We start from the raw sequence: 25,527 nt of genomic DNA, 5'->3' as shown, positions 1-25,527 counted from the left end.
CGCCACGCTCGTCACGGCCGGGGTATTCACAAGGATGAACCGATAGTCGTCAACCGGCAAGCGGCAGCGCAAATGGGCATCGGTCTGGGTTCGGCGGTGGAGCACTGCCGATACGGGCGGCTGCGTGGCCGTGATTTGCGAAAATTCCCTCGTCCCGCCGTCTTCCTGCTATGATGGAGATGAGGAGGCGACCCATGAGCGAGAACCGTAAGCTGGCCGCAATCCTGGCTGCAGATGTGGTCGGATACAGCCGGCTCGCGAGCGCGGACGAAGATCGTACCTTGGCGAGGTTGCGGGCACTGCGCAGCGACCTGATCGATCCGATCATTGCAGTGCACCACGGGCGGGTTATCAAGCGTACCGGAGATGGGGCGCTGGTTGAGTTTCGCAGTGTGGTGGATGCCGTGCGCTGCGCCGTTGAGATTCAAAACGGTATGGTTGAGCGCAATGCCGGCGTACCGCAGGAGCGCCGCATCGAGTTCAGGATCGGCATCCATCTGGGCGACGTGGTCGAAGAGAGCGATGGCGACCTGATGGGTGACGGCGTCAACATCGCCTCGCGTCTGGAGGGCGTTGCGGCGCCCGGCGCCATCTGCCTGTCCGAGGATGCCTATCGCCAGGTCAAGGCCAGGCTTGACCTCTCGGTCAGCGATCTCGGCAGCACACAGCTCAAGAACATCGCCGAGCCGATCCGGGTGTATTCGCTGCAGGTCGGCGCCGGGGCCAAGGTCGTGACCTCGCAAACCCCGACGAGCCCTCCGGCTGCGGCAGCGCCGCCGAAACTGTCGATCGCCGTGCTGCCGTTCGCCAATATGAGCGGTGATGCCGAACAGGACTACTTCGCCGACGGCATCTCCGAAGACATCATCACGGCGCTGTCCAAACTGTCACAGCTCTTCGTCATCGCTCGCAATTCGTCGTTCATCTTCAAGGGCCAGAACGTCCATGTGCAGGATGTCGGCACGAAGCTCGGCGTGCGCTATGTCCTTGAAGGCAGCGTACGCAAGTCGGGGAACAAGGTACGCATCACCGCGCAGCTCATCGATGCAATTTCAGGCGGCCATCTTTGGGCGGAGCGGTTCGATCGCGATCTGACCGACATATTCGCCGTGCAGGATGACGTGACGCAGCACATCGTCGGTGCGCTGGCGCTCAATCTGACCGAGGATGACCGTCTGCGGCTGGCGCCCGAACACCAGCGCAACCCGGAGGCGTATGACTGTTTCCTGCGGGGCCGGGAGCTGTGGCACCGGCTGACGAAGGACACGAACGTCGCGGCCCGCGAGCTCTTGCAGCGGGCCATCGAACTGGACCCGAAATTTGCCTCTGCCCACGCTTTCCTAGCCCTCACGCACGGGCTCGATTACCTCAACAGGTGGGGTGCGTTGGACTCGATGGCGCAAGCGGAAGAGGCAGCAACGCGAGCGGTAACGCTGGATGACAGCGATCCCTGGGCGCACTGGGCGCTGGCATCGGCCAAGCTTTACACACGACGGCATGATGAAGCCATCGGCGAGGTCGAGCGCGCGATAGCCCTCAATCCGAACTTCGCCGAAGCGCACGTCGCCCGCGGCGAGGCGCTGTATTATTCGGGTAGACCCGCGGAGGCGCTAGAGAGTTTCGCCCGGGGAAAGACCTTGAATCCATACTTTCCGGATGTGCTTCTGCACTTCCAGGCTTTGGCATCGTTTCAACTGGGAAGGTACGAAGAGGCCGTCGACCTCTTGCTGCAACGGCTGGCTCGCAACGCTGTCACCGACGTCTCGCGTGCGCTTCTGGCGGCATGCTACGGCCATCTGGGCCGTTTGGAGCAGGCCCATGCGGCATGGCAGGACCTGCTTCGCGTCAATCCCGCCTATTCGCTGGAACACCGTCGCAAAGTCTTGCCTTACAAGAACCCTGCCGATTTCGAACTCATGGTCGAGGGGCTCCGCAAGGCCGGCGTGGTGCAATGACGGGCTAAAGCCCGGCCGGGTCAGAGGCCTGAGGCCCGGCCGATCTTGCGCCATCGGGCGTTTTCGCGAACCGGTTTCAGGTCATCGGTCGTCTCGGCAAATGTCCGCAACCGGTATTGCCGCAGCAGGTCCGGGAACAGCGCCCCTTCCGGCAGTCCGGCAAGCTGCTCGCGGACCGAGATTTGTTCATCGATGACCCGCATGCCCCAGGCATTTTCCCGAACCTGCAGCTCGGCGGCCAGATCGCGCTCTTCTGGCGCGTTTTCATCAAGCGCAGCCAGCACGATCGAGTGAAAAAGCGCGACATAGCCAATCTGTCTCAGGCCGCCCACAACCCGCACGCGCGGCAATATGGCAAGGGCAAGGAACATCAGGAACAAGTCCGGCAAAAGCAGGCCGTCCAGCAGTGCCTGCTGGAGATGCGGCCGCTCGAACGGGATGGAAAGACCATGCGGCCTGTCAGGCTCGATCAGCCGCCCGTTCTCGAGGACGAGCTTGCGCACGCGCTGCTCGCGGATGCCCCAGAAATAGTCCGTGGCATTGGGCAGGAACCTGCCAAATGGGCCCGATGCGGCTTCTTGCAAGGCATGGTCGAGACGCCGGCGCCTTGCGGGCTCGAGGAGCAGCCTGGAAAGAAGGCTGCCTTCATCTTCCAGATGCCGCGACACGACAGTCGCGGCCAGCCTATCATCGATGAAAACCGGCCGAGCCATGCCGGAACGATCCCAATCGGCGACCAGATCCTCGTTGAGTTCTGTCAGCGCATCGGCGGCGGTTGCAAACACCTTGTCCTGGCTGGCAAGCAGCGTGCCCAGCCAGCTTCTGGCATCCGTCTCATTGCCCACCGTTTCGAGCGCGCGCCCGTTGAGGGCGACGGGACCGGCCGCGCAGGCGCTTTTGCGGCACAGTTTGTGGCGCCCCATGCCAAACAAATTGACCTTGTCGTCGCCGACATCGAGCCATCCCGGCCCCTCCCGGCCGGTTGTCTCCATGGTCATGGTCGTTCCCATGAAGCCGAAAAAAGCCGACAGCCTGTTTTCGACCGCGCCGAGCCAGGCAAGCAGCAGGGCATCGAAGGTGATGCGATCCATCAGAAGCAGGCAGTGCAGGCCGGACTGGATAACCGGTCTGTGGTCGAATTCGTTGAGGGCCTTGCCGATCGCTTCAGGCTGCATGATCGCACCGAGGCGCTGCTGCAGGACGTCGCGCAGGATCGAGCGGGCAGCAATCGACGGGGCCGATCCAGGCCTTGCCACCGGCCGCCACAGATGGCGGGCATAATCGGAAACCGGTGCATTCCAGTTCTGCTCGATGTCACGCACGACCTCCGGGCAGAGCAGCGACAGCACGGCCAAAATGTCCACCGGAGGGGCAAGGGCAGGGACGGTGGTCATCAGAACCGCAGCCGGGCCATGCTCAGGAGGTCGTGGTACTGCCCGTCGGTAAAACCGGCCTTCACATGCCGGCCTTCGACCTCGAAGCCATGGCTTGTGTAGAGACGGATGGCCGGTTCGTTGTCGGCATAGACAGTCAACTCGACCCGCTTAAGGGCGCGCCAATTGTCGGCCACGTCAAGCAGCGCGCCTAGGATGGCAGAGCCGATGCCTCTGCCGACAAAACCATCGTCAAGGCCGATATTGATCTCGCCGATATGCGAGCGGCGCGGCGAACCCTGCGCGACCAGGCTGCCATGGCCGACAACCTTGCCGTCCGACTCGGCAACGATCCAGGTGGTTTCCGGGCCGGACTTGGCGATGCGCCGCTCCACCTGCTCCACCATCTCGAATGGCATCCTGAGTGTGCCCCAGCGGAAGCCCGGCATATTGAAGATAGCGCAAAGCGCCTCGGCATCGCTTGGCCGGACGGCCCGGAGCTGCGGCTGGATTTTCTCTAGGGGTGGCGTGCTGGTCATGGCTTTTCCGGCTACAGCAATTCCAGGAAAAGTGTGAGCGGTTTTCCGTCCGGAATTGCGTCAGAACAAAGGACAGAGGCAATATGCCCGGCACGATGCACCGGACGTCACCTGAAAATCCAGCCGTCTCTGCGACCTATGCCGATTGCGCGGCAAAATGCCGGGGGGCGGCGTAGAATTTGAGGATACCGCTGATGCCGATCCAGCCGAAAAGGGCGAGCCAGCACAATGTCCCGGCCGCCGTCCAGTCGATCCGGTGCACGGCGGCGTCGGTGATGACGAGGCCAAGAACGGCAAGCAGGCCAACCAGAAACTGCGCCAGGCCGAGCACCAGCAATTCCTCACGCGGCGCACTTCTCCAGAGGAGATAGGTGCCGCCTGCACCCGCGAGGAAGATGGCACTGTAGACCTGGGCGTGGAAGGCATCGATCGGCCATGGCCAGAAGCCACCGAATGTCAGGGGAAACAGCAACAGGCCGACGCCGTAGACCCCGAGGATCGTCATTTCCACCGGTAGGTAGGCGCGCCATGCGGGGTTTAAGATCACGCCTTTTGCAGAAGGGCGGGCCCTTGCCCGCCACAGGAACAGCGCGGATACAGCGGCCGACGCAAGATAGACCAGAAACCATAGCCAGGGGGCTTTGCGCTCGAAGTTGAAATAGCGAAGGTTGATGAACGAAGCCGCCGACACGATGACGGTGAAGATGAAGGCCATGACCAGTACAAGCCTGCCGGGCGACCAGCGATTCCAGACCAGCAGCGCCGCCATCACTGCCATTTCGGCGGTGTAGAAGCCGCCGAGGAAGCGGGCATTGAACGGCGTGACGGCCCAGGGCCAGCGCGGCTTGACCAGCGCAGGCGCGAAAAACAGGCCGGCCCCGACGATCAGGACGATGATGACCCCCGCCGAGAAAAGGCGCAGGGCCGCCGGAAACGGCGGGTTGTCGCGTGTCGGCATGGAGAAAACCCCAGAGATGAATGCCCCATGGGCTATCATAGTTTGGAATTCAACAAATGGAAATTGACCTGTCACCAGGCTTGTCCATTCGAATGGCCGTACGGTTCATTTCGCAGTATGATGGAGCGTTCGGGTCGAAGATCGGTCCGGCCAACACGCCTAGAGCCGGATGATTTCAGGTCTGTCCGACCTGAAATCTGAATCCGCCTCTAAATCAGGAAATAGAGGATGATGTCGTCCGAAAACCGCTTCACACTTTTCGGCATCATGCTCTAGCGGCGCAATTTCCGGAGCCTGCACGATGACCGAAGCTCAGGATCTGTTCTCGCTTCTGCGGCAATCGACCGATGTCGATCCGCAGGCAATCGACGCAATCCGGCAAACCATCGCCGAGGGCAAGGACCGCGAACTTTGCCGCATCAATGCGCTGGCCTTCGCCAGCAAGCATGGCCTCGACGAGGAACGCACCATAAGCGCCTTTCTCCATGCGGCGCGGGTGGGCATCTTCGACATTTCCTGGAATGTTCTGTGCCCCGGCTGTGGCGGCGTGCTCGACACCAACGCCACGCTGAAAACCATGCAGAAGGACGAATACACCTGCGCGCTGTGCTCCCAGGGCTATTCGCCGACACTCGACGAGATGGTCGAGGTGACATTCACCGTCAGTCCCCGTGTGCGCAGGATTGCCGCCCACAATCCACACGAACTGCCGTTGGTGGAATATTACCGCCAGATCTACTGGGCGTCCGGGGCCGATCTGCCGGACGAGGATCTGGCGGAAAAGATGGAAGCGTTCTCGCTGGAAGATATCGAGCTAGCGCCCGGTGAAAAGGCGGTTCTGCACATCCAGCTTCCGCCCCAATTTATCATCGTCTTCGAGCCGGTCACGCATTCGGCCCAGTTCATCGACGCGAAGGGCGAACCGGCAAAAGAGCGGCGAAACCTCTCTCTGGCCTTCGACCGCGACCATGTCCAGAGCCAGACGCTGGAGATGCAGCCCGGCCCATTGCGCATTTCGCTGGAAAACAGGACCGACACGCGCGTGCTGCCGACGGTCTTCATCGCCTGCCCGGTATTGCATGATTTCCTGGGCAAGCGCCGGCCCTTCGTGACCGCCAAGCGCCTGCTCACCAACCAGACGTTCCGGGATCTCTATCGCACGGATACGCTCGACATCAACCAGCGCCTGAAGATCACCAGCCTGACCTTCCTGTTCACCGATCTGCGCGGATCGACCGAGCTTTACGAGCGGGTGGGCGATCTTTCAGCCTTCGATCTCGTGCGCGAGCATTTCCAGGTTCTGCACGAGATCGTCGCGGCGGAGGCAGGCGCGGTTGTGAAGACGATCGGCGATGCGGTGATGGCGACCTTCGCGACGCCTGACCGTGCGATTGCCGCGGCGCTGCGGATGCGCGACGCCATGCGGGCGCTCAATGACAAAAGCGGGCGCGAGGACCTTCTGCTAAAGATCGGCGTTCATGCCGGCCCCTGCATAGCCGTGTCCATGAACGAGCGGCAGGATTATTTCGGCCAGACGGTCAACATTGCTTCGCGGGTCCAGAACCTCGCCAACGCACAGGCGATCTTCGCCACGCGTGCGGTGGTCGACGACAATCTCACCGCCGATCTGTTGCACAGGAACGCGCTGACGCCCGTGCCGCACGAGGTATCGCTGCGCGGCATCGAGCGGGAGATTGCGGTGTACACGATCCCCTGAGGGTTTCTCCGCCCCTTACACGCGCCTGCAGATGAAATAACGATCGGCTGATACCGGCGGCGGCGGCGGGAGCTGTTGCAGAAGAGGGTGATCCAGCGGCGTGCCGCTGACCGCAATGCCGCCGACGCGAAGCAGGCGCGCAATCAGATCGGGAAGCCAGGTAGCGGTCACGGCATCGCGATCTTCGTAGCCGGTGCCGATGTCGGCATGAACAAGGGCGGCGTCGATGCCGATGAACCTCTCCGCCGTCTGGCGAATTTCGCCCAGCACGAGATTTTCAGCGTCGGGAATCGAGCTGGCGTGTGCGGCGAGCACCCGGTCGAACGCCACGATTCGGCGTCCGGGCAGGCGCTCGCGCAGATGGTGGAATGTCCGGCCATTGCCGAGGCCGAGCTCCACCACTGGCCCTTCTATCTTCGCCACCTCAGCGCAGACAAGATCGAGAATGTCGCGCTGTGCGGTCATCCTGCGGATGAAACTGTCGAGGCGACTCATATGCGATTGTATGTCCTGAACCAGCAACCCCGCTCGAGGCTTGCCGCATATAGAGGCGAACGACGAACGCTGCAATAACGCAACCGGCCGCCGACAAGCGTCATACCGGGTGGAGTGTTCGGCAGGCCGCGCGGTGGAACAGCGATATCACTTGTAGGGGTCTGCGGCGTCCCGCAAACCGTCGCCGAGGAAGTTGAACGCCATGATGACGAGGATGACGGGGAGCATCGGCAAAAGCAGCCATGGATAGAACGCGATCACGCTGACGCTGCGCGCCTCGGTGAGCAGGATGCCCCAGCTGGTTATCGGCGCCCTCAAGCCGAGCCCGAGGAAGCTCAGCGCCGTTTCGCCCAGGATCATGCCAGGGATGGAGAGCGTCGCCGTCGCGATCAGATGCGACATGAAGCCGGGAATGAGATGCCGCCTGATGATGCGGCTGCTCCCCGCGCCCATCAACTGCGCGGCCAGAACGTAATCCTCCTCGCGCAAGGCCAGAAGCTTTGAACGCACGGCTCGCGCCAGTCCGGTCCAGTCGAGCAGCCCGAGGATGACGGTGATGCCGAAATAGATCAGGATCGGACTCCACGTTATCGGCATGATCGCCGCCAGGGCCAGCCATAGCGGAATGCTGGGAATCGATTGCAGGACTTCGATTATCCGTTGGACGATCAAGTCGAAGATACCGCCGTGATAGCCGGCCAGTCCGCCGATGACGATGCCGAGCAGGAAGCTGAAACTGATGCCGACGAGGCCGATAGTCAGTGAAATGCGTGCGCCATAGATCATGCGCGAGAGCACGTCGCGCCCCAGCCTGTCGGTGCCGGCCAGAAACAGCTGCCCGTTTTCGGCAGGACAGACAAAATGCCTGTCACCTTCGATCAGGCCCCAGAACCGATAAGTGTCGCCCTTGCAGAAGAAACGGAGCCGCTGAACATCGTCGTGCTTCTCGATGTAGTTCCGCTTGAGCGTGTCCATATCCAGCGTCATCTGGCGGCCATAGACGAACGGCCCGACGAACTCGCCATTGTGGAACAGATGCACGTGCTGCGGCGGCGCATAGATGTAGTCCATGTTGCGCGAGTGCAGATTGTAGGGCGCCAGGAACTCGCAGATAAGTATCCCGGAATACAGCACTGCCAGAAATATGCCGGATATAAGCGCAAGCCGGTGTTTGCGGAATTTCCACCACATCAGCCGCAACTGCGATGCCTGAAAGACCTTCGATTGCTCCGGCGTCATCGCCTCGACCGACTGCAGGTCGAAGGGCGCGCCGGAAATGTAGTGTTGCAGTGGAGCACCCGGAGCGGGCAGCGGCGAGTCCTGCTTCATTTGGTGCTGCCACCCTGCAAACGAATTCGTGGATCAAGCAGCGCCAGCGCCAGGTCGGAAATCAGCACGCCGATGACCGTAAGGAAGGCGAGGAACATCAGGAATGACCCAGCCAGATACATATCCTGGCTTTGCAGCGCCTTGATCAGCATCGGCCCGGTCGTTTCCAATGACAGAACGATAGCCGTGATTTCGGCGCCGGAAATGATGGCAGGCAGGATCGAGCCGATGTCGGAAATGAAGAAATTGAGCGCCATGCGCAGCGGATATTTGACCAGCGCCTTGAACGGATGCAGGCCCTTGGCGCGCGCGGTCACGACATATTGCTTGTGCAGCTCATCGAGCAGATTGGCGCGCAGCCGCCGGATCATGCTCGCCGTGCCGCCGGTGCCGATGATCAGGACCGGGATCCAGAGATGGGCGAGGATCGACTTCGCCTTGGCCCAGCTCATCGGCTCGCCGAGATATTGCTGGTCCATGAGATGGCCGATGGAGGTGCCAAACCAGATGTTGGCGAAATACATCAGGATCAACGCCAGCATGAAATTCGGAATGGCAAGGCCGAGAAGGCCGAAGAAAGTCAGGCCGTAGTCGCCCCAGCTGTATTGATGCGTGGCGGAGTACATGCCGATTGGAAAGGCGATGAGCCAGGTGAAGATGATCGTGACGAAGGAAACCAGCACGGTCAGCCACATTCGGTCGCCGACGACGTCGCGAACCGGCAGCTCATATTCGAAGGAATAGCCGAAATCGCCGTGCAGCATCCCGCCCACCCAGTAGAAGTAGCGAATGACCGGCGGCTGGTCGAAACCATATTCCTTGCGCATCATCTGGATGCGGTCGGAATCCACCGCTTCGCCCTGGGCGCGAAGCTCAGCGACATAGCTGTCGAAATAGTCCCCCGGCGGAAGTTCGATGATGGTGAACACCAGCGCCGATATGACCAGCAGCGTTGGAACCATCACGGCGATGCGCCAGACAAGATATCGAAGCACGCTCAGGAGCCTCCAAGCCAGAATGTGTCCGGCATGTAGACACCGAAATAGGAGGTCGGGTCGTAGCCGTAGAGTGCTTTGTCAGGCAGGTTGCGCAGCCGCGAGGATACCAGAATCGGCTGAAGTGTTTCGTTCACCGTACCGATAGAGAACACCTGATCGGTGTAGATCGACAGCATCGAATTCCAGATTTCGGCGCGCTCGCTGGATTCGGTCGACCCGTTCCAGCGCTTGAGCAAAGCCATCAACTCGACCACTTCAGGAACATCGGGCGCCTCACCCATCTTGCCATGCGACAGATAGTAAGCGCCCCAGAGCGGCCATTGCAGCTGGTCGTCGATGGTGGGGGCCAGCTGGTATGGATTCATGTCGGCGGTCGGCACGCCATTGTCGATGCCCGACGACATCGACATCAGGATCTGGCCGCCAAGCGCGCGGCTGCGGAAGATGTCGCGCTGCGAAGTCCGGATGAACAAAGCGATGCCGATCTTGCGCCAGTGATCGGTGATGAGTTCGAGCGCATCGGTTTCCAGCGTGCTTTCGCCGGCTGTTTCCACGATGATCTGCGCCGGGCGTCCATCGGGAAGTAGCCGCAGGCCGTCATCGTCACGGGCCTGAAGCCCGACCTCGTCAAGCAGCGCATTGGCCTGGTCGGGATCGTGGGCGATCCAAGCTTTCGCGAATTCCGGCCGGTAGAGCGGGCTCTCCGGCAAGACCGTGTCGGCGCTTTCCTGCGCCAATCCGTAGAAGACGGCCATGTTGATCTCGCGACGGTCGACAGCGAGCGAAAGGGCGCGTCGCACGCGCACGTCACGCAAAAGGCCGCGCCACACCGGGTCGGCACAATTCAGATTTGGCATGAGGGCCAGCCGCGAACCCTGTGTGCGTTTCCACAGATGCATCTTCACCGGGTAGCGCTTCTCCGCGTCCTTCAGGAAGGAGTAATCGCTGAAGTCGATTCCCATGCATTGCAGGTCGCTCTCGCCCGCACCGGTCTTGGCGGAGATGATCGCCGACGAGCTGACATTCATGATGATCCGGTCGACATAGGGCAGTTGCCGGCCGTTCTCGTCTGTTCGATGAAAGAACGGGTTGCGCTCGAAGATGAACTGCTCGGCCGGCGGCTTGGTCCGGTTCTGCCAGGGGTCGAGTGTCGGCAGATCCGGGTTCTCCGGGCGATACTGCCGCGACATGCGGATGTGCAGCAGCGTCCATTTTGCGGTCCGGTTCTCCTTCATCAGGCCGGCGAGCCGGAATGGATCCTGATATTTCTTGTGGAACTGCTTGAGATAGGCGGCCGGCAAAACAAGCGGTGTCGGCGAAGCAGCGGCAAGCTTGGGCAGGAAGTCGGGATTGGGCGCATCCCAACTGTAGCGCACCGTCAACGGATCGACGATCTCGAAACGTGGCGGCTTGCCGTCCGCCAGCAGGGCAGGGGCGAGCCCGCCTTGCGAAAGCTCATCGTTCAGCCACACATCTTCCCAGCAATAACGAAAATCCTCCGGCGTCAGCAGGCTGCCGTCTGACCATTTATGGCCTTCACGAATCTTGAACGTGAAGACGCGATCATCCTTTACGTCGAAACTTTCGAGAATGTCGGCCTGAAAGTTAAGCTTTTCGTCATAGCCGACCAGCCGGGAATACCCGTAGATCGTCATCATCCGGATATCTTTCTGGCTGCCGATGATCGTACGCAGCGTGCCGCCATACTGGCCGGGCTGCCGGCCCATCGCGGCGAGGTTCAACGCGCGCGGGCTTTTGGGCAGGCGCTCCGCGAGTGGCGGCAGAGCCCTGGCTTTCAGCTGCGGCTGAAGAAAATCCGGCTCCAGATCGCCGGCGCGCGCCGTGCCCGGCAGAAATGCCGAAGCCATGAGACCAAGGACAGTGCGGCGGCTGATCAATGGCGTAACTCGCTGACATCGGCCGAACGTCGGGCCAGCACGAGATGGCCGCCGCCGAGATCGAGCGGCGACAGCATATCCTCTTCGCCCTCGTCGCGGAATTGCGGGCCCCATGCGCTGGTGTCGGAAGCGCCGCCGAGCTTCAGCGTCTTGAAATCCATGGGCCGGTCGAGATCGGGGAAAGGGACTGCGGCGAGCAGCGAGCGCGTGTAGGGGTGGATCGGTTTCCTGAGCAGAATTTCGCGCGGTGCAAGCTCGACGATACGCCCGCCGCACATCACCGCGATGCGGTCCGCCATGTAGTCCACCACCGCCAGATTGTGGGATATGAACAGGTAGGTCAGGCCCAGTTCCTTCTGCAGGTCCTTCAGAAGGTTCAGGATCTGCGCCTGCACGGAGACATCGAGCGCCGAAACCGGCTCGTCGCAGATCAGCAGTTCAGGCCCCAGCGCCAAGGCGCGCGCAATGCCGATACGCTGACGCTGCCCGCCGGAGAAGCTGTGGGGATAACGCTGGATGAAGCGCGGATCGAGCCCGATTGCCTGCATCAGGCTCTTGACTGTGGCTAGCCGGGACGCGGCATTGCCACGTTGATGGATTTCCAGTGGCTCGCTCAAGATGTTTTCCACGGTCATGCGAGGCGAAAGCGACGAGACCGGATCCTGGAAAACCATCTGGAGTTTCGCCCGCAGCAAGCGCAGGGCGTCTCCCTCGGCTTCCAGGACGTCGATCGGTCCGTCGCGGCCGTTGAAGATCACGGAGCCGCCGGTAGGGGTGACGGCCCGCATCAGGATCTTGCTGACGGTGGTTTTGCCGCAACCGCTTTCGCCAACCAGGCCCAGGCACTCACCTCGCCTGATGTCGAAGCTGACGCCGTCCACGGCGCGAACAGAGGTCTGATGGCTCCCGCTGAACCATCCGGAGTTGCGGATGGTGTAGACCTTTTTCAGATCCCTGACCGACAGCAGAATGTCGTCCGGCCCCTTCGCTTCCGGCGCCGTCTGCTTGCCCAGCAGGGTCCCGACATTCACCGGCACCTCGCGGAGCGCCTTCAGTCTTTCGCCAGGCTTCAGGTCGAAATGCGGAACGGCTGCCATGAGGCCCTTCAGGTAAGGGTGGCCTGGCCGGCGGAATATTGCCTCCACAGGGCCTGCTTCCATGATCTCGCCATGGTACATGACGACCACCTCGTCGGCGACATTGGCGACCACGCCGAGGTCGTGCGTGATCAGCAGCATTGCCATGTTGAGCTTGGTCTGGAGCCCACGAAGCAATTGCAGGATTTGCGCCTGGATGGTGACGTCCAACGCCGTCGTCGGCTCATCGGCGATCAACAGAGCGGGCCGGCAGATAAGCGCCATGGCGATCATAGCGCGTTGCCGCAATCCTCCCGAAAGTTCGAATGGATACATGTCGTAGGCGCGCTTGGGATTGGGAAACCCGACGAGGCCGAGCATTTCCTCGGTCCGTGCCTTGCGCTCCGTCCGATCCATGTGCGTATGAATCTGCAGGGATTCGCTGACCTGGTTGCCGATCGTGTGCAGCGGCGACAGCGATGTCATCGGCTCCTGAAAGATCTTGCCGATGCGGCTGCCTCTCAACGCCCGGATTTCGGGTCCGTCTCGCGGCATCTGCAGGATATCCTGCGTCGTGCCGGGCTGTTTGGGATCGGAAAACAGGATACGGCCGCGAACATGGGCCGTGTTCGGCAAGATGCCCATCACGGCCTGGCTGAGAACCGATTTTCCGGAACCGGACTCACCGACAAGTGCGGTGACCTTGCCGGGCAGGACGCGAAGATTTGCCCGCCTGACGGCATGCAACGGTCCCCCGACAATGGCAAAAGAGATGCCAACATCCTCGATCCGCAGCAGATCAACGCCTGCATCCATTCCCACACCAGCCCCAATCTGGCGCCTCCCGACCGGCCCCAAAAAGCAAGACTAGCGCATTGTCAGCGCAGAGCAACTTGGATTCGAAACGAATTCCCCGGCGACCGGCGGCCGGACAGCATACCAGGCGTCCAGATCGGATGGTGGTGACTACTGGAGCTTCCTCCGGTCGCCCGCCGACAGCCGCGCGGCATCGCGATGAAGCAGCATGACCTGCTCGGCGTCCGATATCCGATCGTGAAACGGCTGCAGCGCAGCGTCTTCATCGAGTGCGAGAGCACCCGACAGATCGGGTGAAAGCACCGTCAGCTTCTGCTTGCTGCCCGCCAGTTCCTCCTCGCCGAGCGTCAGCCAGCTGGCGGCCCCGCAATAGCCGGCGAAGTCCTTGCTGGCGAGAACGCTGTGCGGATATTTCTTAGTCAGGGTCTGGAGACGCTGGACCTCGTTTACAGCCGAGCCGAAGACGGAGAATGTGAGTCGGTCGGTAAGCCCGACATTGCCGAACATCACATTGCCGACATGCAGGCCGATACCAAATTTTATGTCGCCCAGTCCTTGCTCTTTTCTGCGCAGATTGAGCTCCATCATGCGCATGCTGGCCTTGTGCGCAGCCGCAAGAGCAGCCTGGCAGGCGATCTCTGACTGCGCCCGGTGCCTTTCGCAGGGGTAGACGGCAATGAATCCATCCCCCAGGAAACTCATGATCTGCCCGCCTTTGCGATTGAAAGGTGCTGCGATGGCATCGAAAAACTGGTTCAGCGTATCGATATAGACTTCGCGGCCGGAGGTTTCGGCGAGCCTTGTCGACCCGCGCATATCGCCCATCACCAGCGCGGCCCGGATTGTGTCGCCCTCGCCGCGCTTGATCTGGCCGTCCAGCACGCGCCTGCCGGCGTCACCGCCGAGATACGTGGTCATCATGTTGTCGGCGAGCTTGGTGAGCACCGCCATCTTGCTTGCTATGGCGAGATGGTTCTGGATCCGCAGCAGCGCCGAAATCATGCTGTCGCTGAAGCCTGAAGCACTGTCGGTGGACCAGGACCCCAACATGCCCTGACTTGTATCGCCGTTGAAGGGATGGACGAAAGCCATGTAATCGGTGACGCCCATAAGCCTGAGCTCATCGAAAACAGGAAACTCCGACCGCACCGACGGGTCGAGCCGGCGCCGCAGATGGTCGAGCTTGTTGCTGAGCAGATGGTAGTATGGGCTGGTCAGGAATCTGTCGGAATGGACGCCGTTCTCACTCCGGAAGCCTTCCACTTCCAGGCCTTGGCCGCGAATCCAGGTGAAACCGAGCGCGTCATAAAGCGGATGCAGCATCGAAAAGCTCAAATGCACCCGCTTCAGCGGCAGGCCGGCAGCAGCCAGCCGTTCACAAAAACCCTTGACCAATGTTTCCAGGTCGTCGCCCGCCAGCGCCGATTGGGTCAGCCAATCGGCAACCTTATCCATGAGAATGTTGGAAATTTCTGCTTGCGCTGTGCTCATGCTATCTCGAAACCCGTCGAAGACGAGCCATCTCCTTTGATCCGCAAATTCTCGAAGTCAATGAAGCCGGCTTCGGGGGCAGAAGCCGGCGAAGAATATCCCAAATGACTGTCCTTGCAGGAAGCAAGCAGACGTCGACCGCACAAATCACCTGCGACACTATGTGGCGAGGCTGCCGGCGAAGTGCAATCCCGATCCTGACATCGCGCAAAAAATTGGTCGGCTCAGGCACCGTCGGGCTCGCCGGGTCTCAAGAACCATGGCCGAGGCGCATTGCGGAAAATCGATTTCCCCAAGCCGTCGTCAGACCGGCGCCTTCGCCTTCAGGCTTGCGGCAGCCATTGCATAGCCGCCGGCGGCGCCATCGATGAAGTGAACATGATCGCGCTGCAGCGGCGAGATGACGAGGCATGTCATCAAGGCCGACTTCTGGCGGTGCAGGCCATAGTTGCAGATGCCGGCCTCTTCCGCCTGTTTCAGCCGGTTCTCGATCCGCTGCAACACATCCGCGTCGACGTCGATGGTCATCTTCAAGCCGTCGTCGAACTTGCGGAAATCCGAATTGCTGGCCACCTCGCGTTTGTAGACCTTCGGGTCGAAACCGCCGATCGTCCAGCCCAATTTGTCGGTGACGGCCGTAAGCGTCATCAGGAAGATCACCCACAGCTTGGCCAGCCACCGCCGCCCCGGCGGCGCCGTGGCCCGTGCCTCGACATCGAGACCGGCGGGCAAGAGACTATAGGCCGGACCGTCCACCGGCACCGGGTGGCCATCGCGCTCCTGCCTGCCGGCAAGGGCGATGATGTCGGAAGCCAGAAACTGGAAACCACGCAAGTCGCGCGATGCCCCCGGCACGGCTATGATCGAGACAATTTCGCCATGCCGGGCTTCGATCGGGTTCCAGCGGCAGGAGAGGCCGGTCAGATCCGGCCGCGCGCCGGCCGGCGCGGGGTCGATGCGGTAGCGCCCGGCTTTCATTTCGGCTTCCGCCCAACTGCCGCCGCCGCCGGCGAACATGGCATAGAAGGCTGCTTCGGAGGCCTGGAACCTCGCCACGCGAACGTCGAGGCCTTGCGCTCTTATGTCCTTTATCGGCACGATTGCGGCACGCAAGGTCAGATCCAGTTCGTCCGCCACCCATCTCTGGACAGAAGCCAGCGCGTTACGGGCGATCTCCAGCGCCGAGCCGGGAAACGCCACGAGCGCGCCGTCGCCGCCGAAGACGAAGGGAAGATCTTGCCGTCCCAGCGCGTTGAGCAGCGCCGAAATGACGCTGGCGCCGGCCATATTGACGGTTTTGTAGCGCCCGGCTTCGATCGCCTTGGTCGAGCCGACGATGTCGGCGGTGGCCAGCGCCCAGCCATCGGGGAGAGGCCGATAGTTATCGACATCGGCAACGCTTTCGAACTTTGCGAAGACCGGCAAAGAAGCGACGAACGGGTCGGACGCGACTGCTGTTTCCATAAGCATCAGATAGCACATTCCAGCGCTTGAAGGTGAAGTCGATCATGCCTCGAAATTGACTTGGGCAGGCTTTGCGATGATAGGATCGCGCGATGCGAATTGCCTTCTACGCCCCGCTGAAGTCGCCCAATCATCCCGTTGTCTCCGGCGACCGCCAGATGGCACGGATGCTGGTCCAGGCGCTGCAGCATGGCGGGCATAGCGTCGAACTGGCATCGGAGTTGCGCTTCTATCTACGCCAGCCGGAACCGAAAAGTTTCGATGCGCTCATGATCGAGGCCCGGGACGAAGCCGCGCGACTGACAAGGCTTTGGGACCGTGACGGCAAGCCCGATCTCTGGTTCTCCTATCATCCCTACTACAAGGCGCCCGACCTGATCGGGCCCGAGCTGGCGTTGGCCTTTGCCATCCCCTATGTGACGGCCGAAGCCTCCTATTCCGAACGGCGCAACGCCGGTTCGTGGGCCGATAGCCAGGCATTGGTCGCGCGAGCCATCGAACAGGCGGCGCTGAACATCTGCTTCACGCAAAGGGATCGCCAGGGGCTGGCGGATGCTGTCCCCCACGCCGCTCTCGGTATGCTTTCACCCTTCATCGACACATCGGCATTCCACGAAATGCCGGTACTGGATTATCCGACGCGCCTCGTGACCGTCGCCATGATGCGCCCGGGCGACAAGGTCTTGAGCTATCGCATGCTGGCGCAGGCGCTCGGGTTGATCGGCCATCTCCCCTGGACGCTATCGGTCGTCGGGGACGGACCTGCCCGTGACGAGGTAAAGGCGCAATTCGCCGGCTTGCCCGCCGACCGTATCGAATGGCTTGGCGCCATCGAGCCGGCCGCCGTGCCGGATGTCCTTTATCGCGGGGGAATCTACGTCTGGCCGGGTTACGGCGAGGCCTATGGCATTGCCTATCTTGAAGCACAGGCCGCCGGCCTTCCGGTGGTGGCTCAGGACATTGCCGGCGTGCCGGAGGTCGTGCGGCATGGCCAGACCGGGTTTCTCACCCCGCCGGGCGATGTGGGGGCGTTCGCTTCGGCCATCGCAAGGCTTCTGGCCAATAATGACGAAAGAACCATCATGGCTGCAGAGGCCAGACGTTTCGTTCTCGAAGAACGCTCTCTCGGTGCTGCAAAGGCCCGTCTGGCGGAACTTCTCAAGATGATCCCGTTGTCATGACGTCCGACCCGATTTGGCAGCCTCTGGTGGACGAGCTGGCGCATCGGCAACGGTGGGGCCGCAAGGCAGAGTTCTGGCTGCGCGACGACGACGCCGTGGATCCGACGCCGGCGCTCGATCGGTTGCTCGACCTCACCGGTGACTTCGCGGTTCCGGTCACTCTGGCCGTCATTCCGGCCCGGACCGACGGGACGCTTGTCGTCCGGCTTGACGCCGCGCCGCATGCCACGGTCGCCATTCATGGCTGGGCGCACCGAAATCATGCGCCCGAGGGTCAAAAAAAGCAGGAGCTCGGCGCGCATCGGCCACGCGAGGTGGTGCTGGATGAGCTGGCCGGCGGGCTGTCGCGTGTAACCGGCCTGCACGGCGCACGTGCGGTTCCGATGCTGGTGCCGCCCTGGAACCGGATCGACGCCGGCCTGGTACCCGACCTCGGATCGATAGGATTTGCGGCATTGTCGGTGTTCGGGCCGCCAAGGCCGGCTTCCTTGGCGGTCATCAACAGCAATGTCGACATCATGGATTGGCATGGCACGCGCGGCTGCCGCGATCATGGTCTGTTGGTTCAGGCCATCGTCGCGCAATTGCAGCGTGCATTCGACGGCGGCGAACCGGTCGGCCTGCTCACCCACCATCTCGTCCATGATGAATCGGCATGGCTTTTCCTCGAACGGCTGTTCACGATCACCGCGCGGACCGAAGCCTGCGCATGGCTTCCGATCAGCACATTGACCGAACGCAGCGCCGGAAAATAGCTCAGCGCTTTTTGTGCAAGACTGGAAATGTGAGCGTCTGGCCATCCCGCGCCGCAAAAGCGCCGGCAAACCTGTCCTTGGCCAGTTTCTCCATCTCGTCCAGCTCATCGTCGGTGCGTGCCGGATCGTGGTGAAACAGCGCAAGCCCGCGCGCGCCGGCCGCCTCGCAGAGCTTGACGCCCTGTTGCCATGTCGAGTGCCCGTTGCCGCGGTAGCGCTCCAATTCCTCCTCGGTGTAGGTGCAGTCGTAAATGACGAGGTCGGCATCTCTGATCAGGCCGAGCACCGCCTGGTCGAGTTTGCCCGGCTCGTGCTCGGTGTCTGTGATGACCGCCACGACGCGGCCCCCCCATTCGACCCGGTAGCCGATGCAGCCGCCCGGATGGGTAAGACTACCGGTTCGTACAACAACTCCTTCGCGTGGCCGAAGCAGGTCTCCGGATGCGAAATCGCGGCAGTCGAGGCTCGCCTTGCAGACACCGAGTGTCACCGGAAACCATGGCGGCCGAATGAATTCATCGACCATCTGCCGCGTCGTCATGCGTCCAGCGAGATGCCCGGACCAAAGCGTAACTTTGATGCCTCGTTCATAAATAGGCTTGAAAGCCGGCAGCCCGATGATGTGATCGTAATGGCAATGGGTAAAAAACAGGTCGAAATCGGTGACGCCCGACGCCCGAAGCGTCCTGCCGGCAGGCCGCAGGCCGGAGCCCGCGTCGAACAGAAGCGTATGATTGCCGCATTGCATCTCGATGCAGATCGTGTTGCCGCCATAGCGAGCAAATTCTGGCCCCGACACCGCAATGCTGCCGCGCACGCCCCAAAACCTGACAAGGAAGAAATCGTCGTCCATGCACCCTTTCGCCCATCGTAGCCAACCAACTGCTGCCAGAGTCGTTCCAGGAAAGGTGTGACACGGTTCCGGAAACTGCATCCAAACAAAGAAACAGAGCGGCTCGCCGCTTCAGTGCAACTGTGAATCGCTCTCGGCCGTTCGTGCGTCGATCAGGTCCGCGGTCGTACTGCTTAGCCTATCGGCAAGAACCCGCAATATCTCGATGGTCATTTCGGGAAACTCCTTCATAAGCCTCAGGAAATGGTCCTTGCGGATTCTCAAGGCCTCCAGCTCACTTGCCGCTTTGACGGTGGCAGTACGGGAGCTGTTGCACAATATGGCAATCTCGCCAACGATCGAATTTGGCAGCAATTCGGCAACTTTGATCGGCCCATTGTCGGAATCGACCAGAATATCCGCGCTGCCAGAAAGGATGACATAGGCGGCGTCTGCCTCGTCGCCCTGCCGGAAAAGAATCTGGCCGGCACTGTAGTTCACGCGATCGGACGTGAACGCGAGCAGCTTGAGCTTTGTCGGCTCGATGCCAGAGAACAAGGGAACGCGTTGCAGCATTCCAACTTCATCCTTGAGCAGCATTGTCGCAAACCTTCCTGAATTCGCGTTTGCCAGACTATGACACAAGTTCCTTGAAGATACCGTTTCCCGCCAAGAGTGTCTCGTGTGTTCCGTCTTCCACCAATTGGCCTGAGTCAAAGACCACAACCCGGTCGAACATCGTCGCCATTGCCGGATTCGTCACCACCCACACAATTGCCGGCGAATGGCCGTCGCGTCTGGCTTCGTCGAGCACATTCCGCAGCACCTTGTCCTGCACGCGCTGGTCGAGCGCCGACAGCGGCCGATTGAGAATGAGGAAATCGGGACGCTTGAGCAAGGCGCGGGCAACATCGAGCTTCTGTCGCTGTCCGCCGGTCAGCCGCCTGCCGGCGGCGCCGACGTTGAAGTCCAGGCCGACATCCAGAAGCTCGGCATAAAGCCCCAGTTCGTCAAGAATATCATAGACGATGGAGCGAATGCGGTCCGGCGCGTCGGGATGGTTGTTGCCGACACGCCCGAACAGGACGTTGTCCATGACGGTGGCCGCGGCGATGTATTTGGCAGGGTCAAACCGTTCGACAGCTTTCTCCAGCTCGGCCGGCAGGTTTTCATAGAACTGGTTGCGTGCAGCGATGATCTTGCTCATCAGCTCGTCGGTCAAGAGGCCGAAGCGATGCCGGGGCTCGATATAGGCAAAGCTCAACGTGACCATCATGGCGCGGTCGTTCTCCGAAACCGCATCGTAGGGGCGATTCTTGAGCCGTTGCAGCAAGGTTTCGTAGGCGGGTATCTCCTCGGCGCTCATGAAGGCGAGCTGCTGGAAGAACTGGTGTTCGGGCGGCAGGTCGGCAAACAGCTCGATCGCCTGTTCGGCGATCTCCATGCCCATTTCGTAGAGCGTGCGGTCGAGGCCGGCTTGCTTCAGCACGGAAGCAAAATAGGGATTGGACGCCAGTGCCTTGTGAGCCAGTTCGGGGCCGGCCGCAGCGCCGAAGAGCAGGTTCTGGCCGATCGTCGCTTCCTTGTTGTAGGCGCCCGGTTCAAAAGGAACCACCAGCGCGCTCAGGCCTTCTTCCTCCAACCGGGTTCGCAGCGCCGCACGCAATTCGACGATCCGCCCGGCAAGCTTCGTGTGGCGCTTGAGGTCGGCCGAAGAGCGCAAGCCTAGATCCAGAATGTCGCGCGACAGAAGAACCGCGTCGAGCACCCGGCGCACGGCTTCGAAGAGGTCGTGCGGGCCGGTGGCGCCGGCGGAGGCATAGTTGATCCAATCGCTGCGGATATCGAGATCCGGATTGCCCGACCGGCGCGCCTCGTCGATATTCCAACGGTGCTGGTCCGCCGCGGCGCCGTCATATGTCACCGATGTCAGCGGCGCATGCTTCAACCCGTAGAGCAAATTGTCGCGCAGGCTTGCCTGGAACAGGAAAACATCCGACGAAGCGTAGGACATGCGCCGGCCGGTCACGGCTTCGGGGAGATCGAGCAAGTCATCGGAGCCCGAAACGATCCTTCCGCTGTCCGGCCAGGTCAGCCGCGCAAAGGCTTCCGCAAGCGCCTCCGCTCCCCCTGTTGCGGTGCTGACCAGCGCCACCGTCTCACCCGGCTTGACCTCGAGCGAGATGCGATTGAGGAGCATTGCGCCGCCATCGTCTGCTATCGACAGGCTGACCGCCGACAGCGGCTTGGTCATCGGATCGGGATCGTCGACCGTCAGTGCTCCGATTTCCGGCGCGATGATATTCTCGACGGTGAACTGTTCGACGACCTGCTGATATTTGACCTGGACATCCTGCCGGTCCTGATCCCAGTCGATCAGTTCCTTCATCGGTCCGGGCAAGTCCTTGTAAGCGCCGATCACGGCCACGAGCTGGCCGACATCCAACCGCCCCTGGATGACCAGATAGCCACCGATCATGTAAAACAGAAAGGGCGTGAGCTGCGCGAGAAAATTGTTGAGGAACTTTACCATGAATTTCCATTGGTAAAGATCGAAGCGGATTTTGAAGATGAGCCCGAGCCGGGCTGCTATGTCGGCGCGCTCGTAGTTCGACGTATCGTGGACGTGAACCGCGCCGATGCCGTCGACGATTTCGCCAACCCGGCCTGAAAGCGCGCGCGCCGTCAACTGCCGCTGGCGCCCGAGCACGAGCAGCCGCCGCCGCATTCGCGGGATAAGCACGATCTGGATCGCCACGATCACGACCGCTATCATTCCGAGCCAGACGTTCTGGACCATGATGAACAGCATGGCCGTCAGCGCCTGGCCGCCGAGCAGCACCGGCTGCAGGAAGGCATCGCCAATGAAGCCGCCCAGCGGCTCCACCTCGTCCTTCACCATGGTCGCCACTTCGGCGGATTTCACCCGCTTGAAGTAAACCGGCGGAAACCGCAGCACACGATCGACCAGATCGAAACGAATACGCCGCAGCATGCGTTCGCCGAGCCGGCCCTTGTAAGTGTTGATGTAGAGCTTGAACAAGCCGTTGATGACGACCAGCAAGAGGAACACAAGGCTGAGCGCAAGCAGGGTCGAGGTGCGGTCCAGTTGAAAACCGGAGAAGAACTGGACCTCGCCGATGAACGGCAGGTTATAGTGCAACCGCATGAATGGCAGGGTCGCGCCCGGTTGCTCGAACCCCTTGCCCTGGATCGGGCCGTTGACGATCAGCTTCGGCAGGTCGAACGACATGAAATACGGGACCATCGAAAGCACGACGATCATCAATATCCAGAGCTGCTGCTTCCTGGTGTGCGTCCAGATATAGCGGGCTAGGCTGGTTTCCATATGCGATTGTCAGTTTGAAGGATGCGGAATGTAAAGGCACCTGCTGGCAAATGGTGTATCGGCCATGTCTTCGCCGCCAACGACGAGCTCAAAGCGGCAGCTGCGCGCCAGGCGGATGGGCGCCGATGGTCCGGACAAATTCAATCGGCCTCCTCCGGGCAATGGCGAAACGGCTTGCGGCACAGTCGCGTCCGCAAGTCGAACAGGCAAGAGGCAAGATTGCGTTGTGTCGCCGGAAATCCCAACATAGAAGACGAATATGATGGATGTCACGCAACCACGCAATGCCGGCATGGGTGGGCATGAGCAAGCCCTGGACCTCACGCGGGGAATTGCCGCCTACGTCGACCACCCTCTCGTGGCCGGGCTGGCGCGCGTCATCGCCAAGCATCCGCAGGCCGATATCGCCAATGCCTTCAACCACAAGCAGGTCGCCTGCAAGATGTGGGCGCTCGACAGGCTGTTCGAAAGCGACGGCGGCCGGTTCGAACGCATATGGGTTCTGGGTGGATGGTACGGCGTATTGCCGGCGATGCTTTTCAACGACGCCCGCTTCGACATCGCGGCGATCGACAGCATCGACATCGATCCCGAAGTCGGCGCGGTCGCCCGGACACTCAACCGGCAAGCCGGCGAGCGGTTTCAAGCGCTGACGGCAGATATGTACACACTCGACTATGCCGCCGGCGGGCCTGACCTGGTGGTCAATACGAGCTGCGAACACATAGCCGATCTCAGCGCCTGGCTTGCCCTGCTTCCGCGGGGTACGAACGTGCTGCTGCAGTCGAACGATTATTTCAGCGAGCCGACGCACATCAACTGCGTGGCGTCACTTGCGGCCTTCGAAGCCATGGCGGCGCTGCGGCAGATCAGGTTCTCCGGCGAATTGCCGACAAAAAATTATACACGCTTCATGCTGATCGGAGCTGTTTGAAGCGCTCGCGCAGGATTTGCGCCGAGCGCCGCGCCCCTTCCAGATCGAGACGATGCGCGGCTGGCGGCGGTCCGGCAAGCGCCTGCTCGATCGCATGCGCCAGACCTTCAGGCGTCAGGTCCTGTTCCGTCAGCACCGTTGCAAGACCGAGCTCTTCGAGCATCAGAGCGCGACGCGTCTGCTCGGTTTCCCCGCCGGCTGCAAATGGAACGAGCAGCGAGCGACACCCCGCGCGCATGACATCGCAGACCGTGTTGTAACCCGCCTGCGAGACCGACAGGCGGGCGCCGGTCAGCAGGCTGGCGAAATCCCCGCGGAACCGGAAGATGGACAGGCGTGGGGAGGCATCGCGTGAAATCGCGTCAAACTCGTCCTTCGGCAGGTTTGGGCCGGTGATCAAACACCATGTCCAGGCGTTATCGGCACTTCGCGCCGCCGCGACGGTGGATCTGACAAGGCTCTTTCCGGCCGCCCCGCCGCCAACCGACACCAGAACGTCGAAGCGCTCTGAGGCCGCTTGCGCCGGCGGCGCGGCAACGAGCCCGGTGTAGGCGACCTCGGCCCTGATCGCCCCAGCCAGCGGAAATGTCTTGTCGATGGTTGCGAAAGCCGGATCGCCATGGACCATGACAAGATCGAAATGCCTGTTGACGATATCGACCGTTTCTTCGTTTCGGCTCGGCTTCACGCGCTCCTGAAGGATGTCGCGGACGGACGCCGCCAGCAGCGGTCTGGGCGATGTCGCTTCGATGGCCTCGATCAGTGGCAAGAGTTCGAAACGCATCTGCCGGCGTCCAAAGGGAAACGCCTCGATAATGACGATGTCGGGCCTGTAATCCCGGAAAGCCTGCAGCAGCATCTCTGAGCGCCGCGTCTTGAAATCATCGTCGATGGCTTTGCCCTGCAGGTCGACAAGTCCGGAAAATCCTTCGTCACCGGAGGTGACAGGCGGCAGGGTCACGGATTTTACACCCGATCCCGGAAATCCCGCGATCGGCGCTCCGCCGGTCACGACGGTGACGTCGAACCCGTCATCGACCAGAGCCGCCGCAATGCGGCTGGCGCGCGCGAGATGGCCGATGCCGAGCAGGTGCTGAACATAGAAGAAAGCGCGCAGCCGCTTCATTCGGCGGCCCGCCACTCCCGCTCGAACAGTTCCTTGAGCTGTCCAATGCCTGCCACATGATCGAAATTGCTTCGCACGCGCCGCTCCGCGGCGTCGCCGAGACGGGCGCGGAGGACGGGATCGCGGATCAGGCGCTCCAGCGCCTGTGCCAGGGCAGTCGGGTTTTCCGAGGGAATCAGCAGCCCGGTTTCATCCGACGACAAAAGCTCCGGCACGCCGGAAATATCGGTCGACACGCAGGCAAGCCGCTGGCTGGCCGCCTCCACCAGAACATTCGGCAGGCCGTCCCGGTCGCCATCCGCGGTGATCCTGCAGGCCAAAGCGAAAATGTCGGCGCTGCGGTAGTGCTCAAGCACCTCCTCCTGCGCCAGCGCGCCTTTCCAGGAAACGCGCCCCTCCAGCCCGAGCCTTTGCGCCAGCGCCTTCAGCCGTTTCAGTTCCTCGCCGCCACCGATATGCTCGAAACACCACGCCAGATCGCCAGGCAAGAGGGCAAGAGCCTCCAGCAACGTATCATAGCCCTTCTTTTCAACGGCGCGTCCGACACTCAAGATCATGACCGGTTCGGCCGGCGCCGAGCCGTCACGCTGTTTTCGCGCCTCGCCGAAACTGCCGAAGCGGTCAAGGTCGAGCCCATGATAGCTCAGATGCACGGACGAACTGCCGTTGGCGAGTTTTTTCAGATGGTCGAAGCCGGTTTTCGTGCACGTGACCGTCCAGCGCGCCGAGGAAAGCTTGCCGGCCAGATCCCAGTCCGCCGACGTCCAGATGTCCTTGGCATGGGCTGAGCAGCTCCAGGGCAAGCCACGAAGCTGGCTGGCATAGCGCGTCACCGATGCCGGCGTGTGCGCGAAATGGGCATGCAGCCATCCGGCATCTTGCGGCCATTCGGCCGCCAGCACCAGCGCTTGCCCGAAGCGCCGCGCGCGATTGCGGGTAAAGTCGCGGCGGATATCGGCAGCGAGCGATTTGAGCGCGCGCCAGAAGCCAGGCCGCGGCAGACAGGCAAACAGCGACCGAACCACGCGCAGCGGCTCTCTGTGCAGATATTCCGGCAGATAATGGACGGGGGCCTTGATCTCGTCATGCACGGGATGACGTTTTGCGTCGGTCGGCCGCCTGAGCGCGAAAAGTATCAGGTCGAACCCCGCACGCTCCAGACCGAGCAGCTCCTGCGCGATGAAGGTTTCCGACAGCCGCGGGTAGCCCTTCAGAACCACGACGATCTTGCGGTGTTGCAA

General features: G+C 61.6%; 20 protein-coding genes. 5 read left to right on the top strand and 15 right to left on the bottom strand.

All coding sequences use genetic code 11. The features are described from left to right. Positions 1-194 precede the first annotated feature (194 nt). On the top strand, positions 195-1,955 hold the full coding sequence (locus X730_RS138695; RefSeq protein WP_023827419.1) for an adenylate/guanylate cyclase domain-containing protein: 1,761 nt from the start codon (positions 195-197) through the stop codon (positions 1,953-1,955). Between the two features lie 20 nt (positions 1,956-1,975). Here the strand turns inward: X730_RS138695 and X730_RS138700 are convergent, their stop codons facing one another. From X730_RS138700 to X730_RS138710, 3 genes are all read right to left on the bottom strand, one after another. After that, a complete protein-coding gene (locus tag X730_RS138700) occupies positions 1,976-3,349 on the bottom strand; it encodes a hypothetical protein (protein ID WP_031197357.1) in 1,374 nt (457 codons plus the stop codon). Further along, entirely contained in the window at positions 3,349-3,867 is a 519-nt protein-coding gene (locus X730_RS138705) for a GNAT family N-acetyltransferase (protein ID WP_023672131.1), read from the bottom strand. The genes X730_RS138700 and X730_RS138705 overlap by 1 nt, the downstream gene beginning before the upstream one ends. A 136-nt stretch (positions 3,868-4,003) precedes the next feature. Continuing rightward, positions 4,004-4,900 (bottom strand): hypothetical protein, encoded by an 897-nt coding sequence (locus X730_RS138710; RefSeq protein WP_245261420.1) that lies wholly within the window; start codon positions 4,898-4,900, stop codon positions 4,004-4,006. A gap of 226 nt (positions 4,901-5,126) precedes the next feature. Here X730_RS138710 and X730_RS138715 point away from each other — a divergent pair, with 226 nt between their 5' ends. Continuing rightward, positions 5,127-6,542, top strand: a complete 1,416-nt coding sequence (locus X730_RS138715) for an adenylate/guanylate cyclase domain-containing protein (RefSeq protein WP_023685078.1) — start codon at positions 5,127-5,129, stop codon at positions 6,540-6,542. A 15-nt stretch (positions 6,543-6,557) separates the two neighbouring features. On the opposite strand, the gene X730_RS138720 is transcribed toward X730_RS138715, so the two are convergent. From X730_RS138720 to X730_RS138750, 7 genes are all read right to left on the bottom strand, one after another. Then, positions 6,558-7,037, bottom strand: a complete 480-nt coding sequence (locus X730_RS138720; RefSeq protein ID WP_023754929.1) for a class I SAM-dependent methyltransferase — start codon at positions 7,035-7,037, stop codon at positions 6,558-6,560. 147 nt (positions 7,038-7,184) lie between these two features. Continuing rightward, complete coding sequence (locus X730_RS138725; RefSeq protein WP_031196756.1) at positions 7,185-8,366, bottom strand: ABC transporter permease; 1,182 nt, start codon at positions 8,364-8,366, stop codon at positions 7,185-7,187. Beyond that, on the bottom strand, positions 8,363-9,361 hold the full coding sequence (locus X730_RS138730; RefSeq protein ID WP_023672136.1) for an ABC transporter permease: 999 nt from the start codon (positions 9,359-9,361) through the stop codon (positions 8,363-8,365). Before X730_RS138730 ends, X730_RS138725 begins: the two co-directional genes overlap by 4 nt. Positions 9,362-9,363: 2 nt before the next feature. Beyond that, positions 9,364-11,262 (bottom strand): ABC transporter substrate-binding protein, encoded by a 1,899-nt coding sequence (locus X730_RS138735; protein WP_023827416.1) that lies wholly within the window; start codon positions 11,260-11,262, stop codon positions 9,364-9,366. Then, complete coding sequence (locus tag X730_RS138740; RefSeq protein WP_023827415.1) at positions 11,259-13,154, bottom strand: ABC transporter ATP-binding protein; 1,896 nt, start codon at positions 13,152-13,154, stop codon at positions 11,259-11,261. The genes X730_RS138735 and X730_RS138740 overlap by 4 nt, the downstream gene beginning before the upstream one ends. Positions 13,155-13,304: 150 nt before the next feature. Next, on the bottom strand, positions 13,305-14,645 hold the full coding sequence (locus tag X730_RS138745; RefSeq protein ID WP_023805878.1) for an adenylate/guanylate cyclase domain-containing protein: 1,341 nt from the start codon (positions 14,643-14,645) through the stop codon (positions 13,305-13,307). 303 nt (positions 14,646-14,948) lie between these two features. Then, positions 14,949-16,127, bottom strand: coding sequence for a DUF3095 domain-containing protein (locus X730_RS138750; protein ID WP_031197356.1), 1,179 nt, complete (start codon positions 16,125-16,127; stop codon positions 14,949-14,951). A 74-nt stretch (positions 16,128-16,201) separates the two neighbouring features. On the opposite strand from X730_RS138750, the gene X730_RS138755 reads away from it, so the two are divergent. Beyond that, entirely contained in the window at positions 16,202-17,290 is a 1,089-nt protein-coding gene (locus X730_RS138755) for a glycosyltransferase family 4 protein (RefSeq protein ID WP_023827414.1), read from the top strand. Then, entirely contained in the window at positions 17,287-18,045 is a 759-nt protein-coding gene (locus tag X730_RS138760; RefSeq protein WP_023827413.1) for a polysaccharide deacetylase family protein, read from the top strand. Before X730_RS138755 ends, X730_RS138760 begins: the two co-directional genes overlap by 4 nt. Position 18,046: 1 nt before the next feature. On the opposite strand, the gene X730_RS138765 is transcribed toward X730_RS138760, so the two are convergent. The 3 genes from X730_RS138765 to X730_RS138775 all read right to left on the bottom strand — a co-directional run bounded on the left by X730_RS138765 (position 18,047) and on the right by X730_RS138775 (position 22,226). Continuing rightward, positions 18,047-18,898, bottom strand: coding sequence for an MBL fold metallo-hydrolase (locus X730_RS138765; protein ID WP_023827412.1), 852 nt, complete (start codon positions 18,896-18,898; stop codon positions 18,047-18,049). A 111-nt stretch (positions 18,899-19,009) separates the two neighbouring features. Beyond that, the gene (locus tag X730_RS138770) at positions 19,010-19,477 is read right to left on the bottom strand and encodes a cyclic nucleotide-binding domain-containing protein (RefSeq protein ID WP_023672144.1); all 468 of its coding nucleotides are present in this window, start codon (positions 19,475-19,477) and stop codon (positions 19,010-19,012) included. Between the two features lie 34 nt (positions 19,478-19,511). After that, positions 19,512-22,226, bottom strand: coding sequence for an ABC transporter ATP-binding protein (locus X730_RS138775; RefSeq protein WP_023732839.1), 2,715 nt, complete (start codon positions 22,224-22,226; stop codon positions 19,512-19,514). Positions 22,227-22,488: 262 nt separating this feature from the next. Here X730_RS138775 and X730_RS138780 point away from each other — a divergent pair, with 262 nt between their 5' ends. Next, entirely contained in the window at positions 22,489-23,160 is a 672-nt protein-coding gene (locus X730_RS138780; protein WP_081731654.1) for a class I SAM-dependent methyltransferase, read from the top strand. Here X730_RS138780 and X730_RS138785 read toward each other — a convergent pair. Both X730_RS138785 and X730_RS138790 read right to left on the bottom strand, forming a co-directional pair. Next, positions 23,138-24,286 (bottom strand): glycosyltransferase family protein, encoded by a 1,149-nt coding sequence (locus X730_RS138785; protein ID WP_023824401.1) that lies wholly within the window; start codon positions 24,284-24,286, stop codon positions 23,138-23,140. The two genes, X730_RS138780 and X730_RS138785, sit on opposite strands and share 23 nt — an antisense overlap. Then, entirely contained in the window at positions 24,283-25,527 is a 1,245-nt protein-coding gene (locus X730_RS138790; RefSeq protein WP_023827410.1) for a glycosyltransferase, read from the bottom strand. Before X730_RS138790 ends, X730_RS138785 begins: the two co-directional genes overlap by 4 nt.

Source organism: Mesorhizobium sp. L103C131B0 (assembly GCF_000502275.1).
Lineage (GTDB): Bacteria > Pseudomonadota > Alphaproteobacteria > Rhizobiales > Rhizobiaceae > Mesorhizobium.
The sequence above is the reverse complement of the archived record's forward strand: the minus strand, read 5'-3'. Positions and strand labels throughout refer to the sequence as shown.

Excerpts from the sequence above, each read along its gene's own strand:
- X730_RS138695 (WP_023827419.1), top strand. The coding sequence starts at position 195 with ATGAGCGAGAACCGTAAGCTGGCCGCAATCCTGGCTGCAGATGTGGTC.
- X730_RS138700 (WP_031197357.1), bottom strand. The coding sequence starts at position 3,349 with ATGACCACCGTCCCTGCCCTTGCCCCTCCGGTGGACATTTTGGCCGTG.
- X730_RS138705 (WP_023672131.1), bottom strand. The coding sequence starts at position 3,867 with ATGACCAGCACGCCACCCCTAGAGAAAATCCAGCCGCAGCTCCGGGCC.
- X730_RS138715 (WP_023685078.1), top strand. The coding sequence starts at position 5,127 with ATGACCGAAGCTCAGGATCTGTTCTCGCTTCTGCGGCAATCGACCGAT.
- X730_RS138720 (WP_023754929.1), bottom strand. The coding sequence starts at position 7,037 with ATGAGTCGCCTCGACAGTTTCATCCGCAGGATGACCGCACAGCGCGAC.
- X730_RS138725 (WP_031196756.1), bottom strand. The coding sequence starts at position 8,366 with ATGAAGCAGGACTCGCCGCTGCCCGCTCCGGGTGCTCCACTGCAACAC.
- X730_RS138740 (WP_023827415.1), bottom strand. The coding sequence starts at position 13,154 with ATGGATGCAGGCGTTGATCTGCTGCGGATCGAGGATGTTGGCATCTCT.
- X730_RS138745 (WP_023805878.1), bottom strand. The coding sequence starts at position 14,645 with ATGAGCACAGCGCAAGCAGAAATTTCCAACATTCTCATGGATAAGGTT.
- X730_RS138750 (WP_031197356.1), bottom strand. The coding sequence starts at position 16,127 with ATGTGCTATCTGATGCTTATGGAAACAGCAGTCGCGTCCGACCCGTTC.
- X730_RS138755 (WP_023827414.1), top strand. The coding sequence starts at position 16,202 with ATGCGAATTGCCTTCTACGCCCCGCTGAAGTCGCCCAATCATCCCGTT.
- X730_RS138760 (WP_023827413.1), top strand. The coding sequence starts at position 17,287 with ATGACGTCCGACCCGATTTGGCAGCCTCTGGTGGACGAGCTGGCGCAT.
- X730_RS138765 (WP_023827412.1), bottom strand. The coding sequence starts at position 18,898 with ATGGACGACGATTTCTTCCTTGTCAGGTTTTGGGGCGTGCGCGGCAGC.
- X730_RS138770 (WP_023672144.1), bottom strand. The coding sequence starts at position 19,477 with ATGCTGCTCAAGGATGAAGTTGGAATGCTGCAACGCGTTCCCTTGTTC.
- X730_RS138775 (WP_023732839.1), bottom strand. The coding sequence starts at position 22,226 with ATGGAAACCAGCCTAGCCCGCTATATCTGGACGCACACCAGGAAGCAG.
- X730_RS138780 (WP_081731654.1), top strand. The coding sequence starts at position 22,489 with ATGGATGTCACGCAACCACGCAATGCCGGCATGGGTGGGCATGAGCAA.
- X730_RS138785 (WP_023824401.1), bottom strand. The coding sequence starts at position 24,286 with ATGAAGCGGCTGCGCGCTTTCTTCTATGTTCAGCACCTGCTCGGCATC.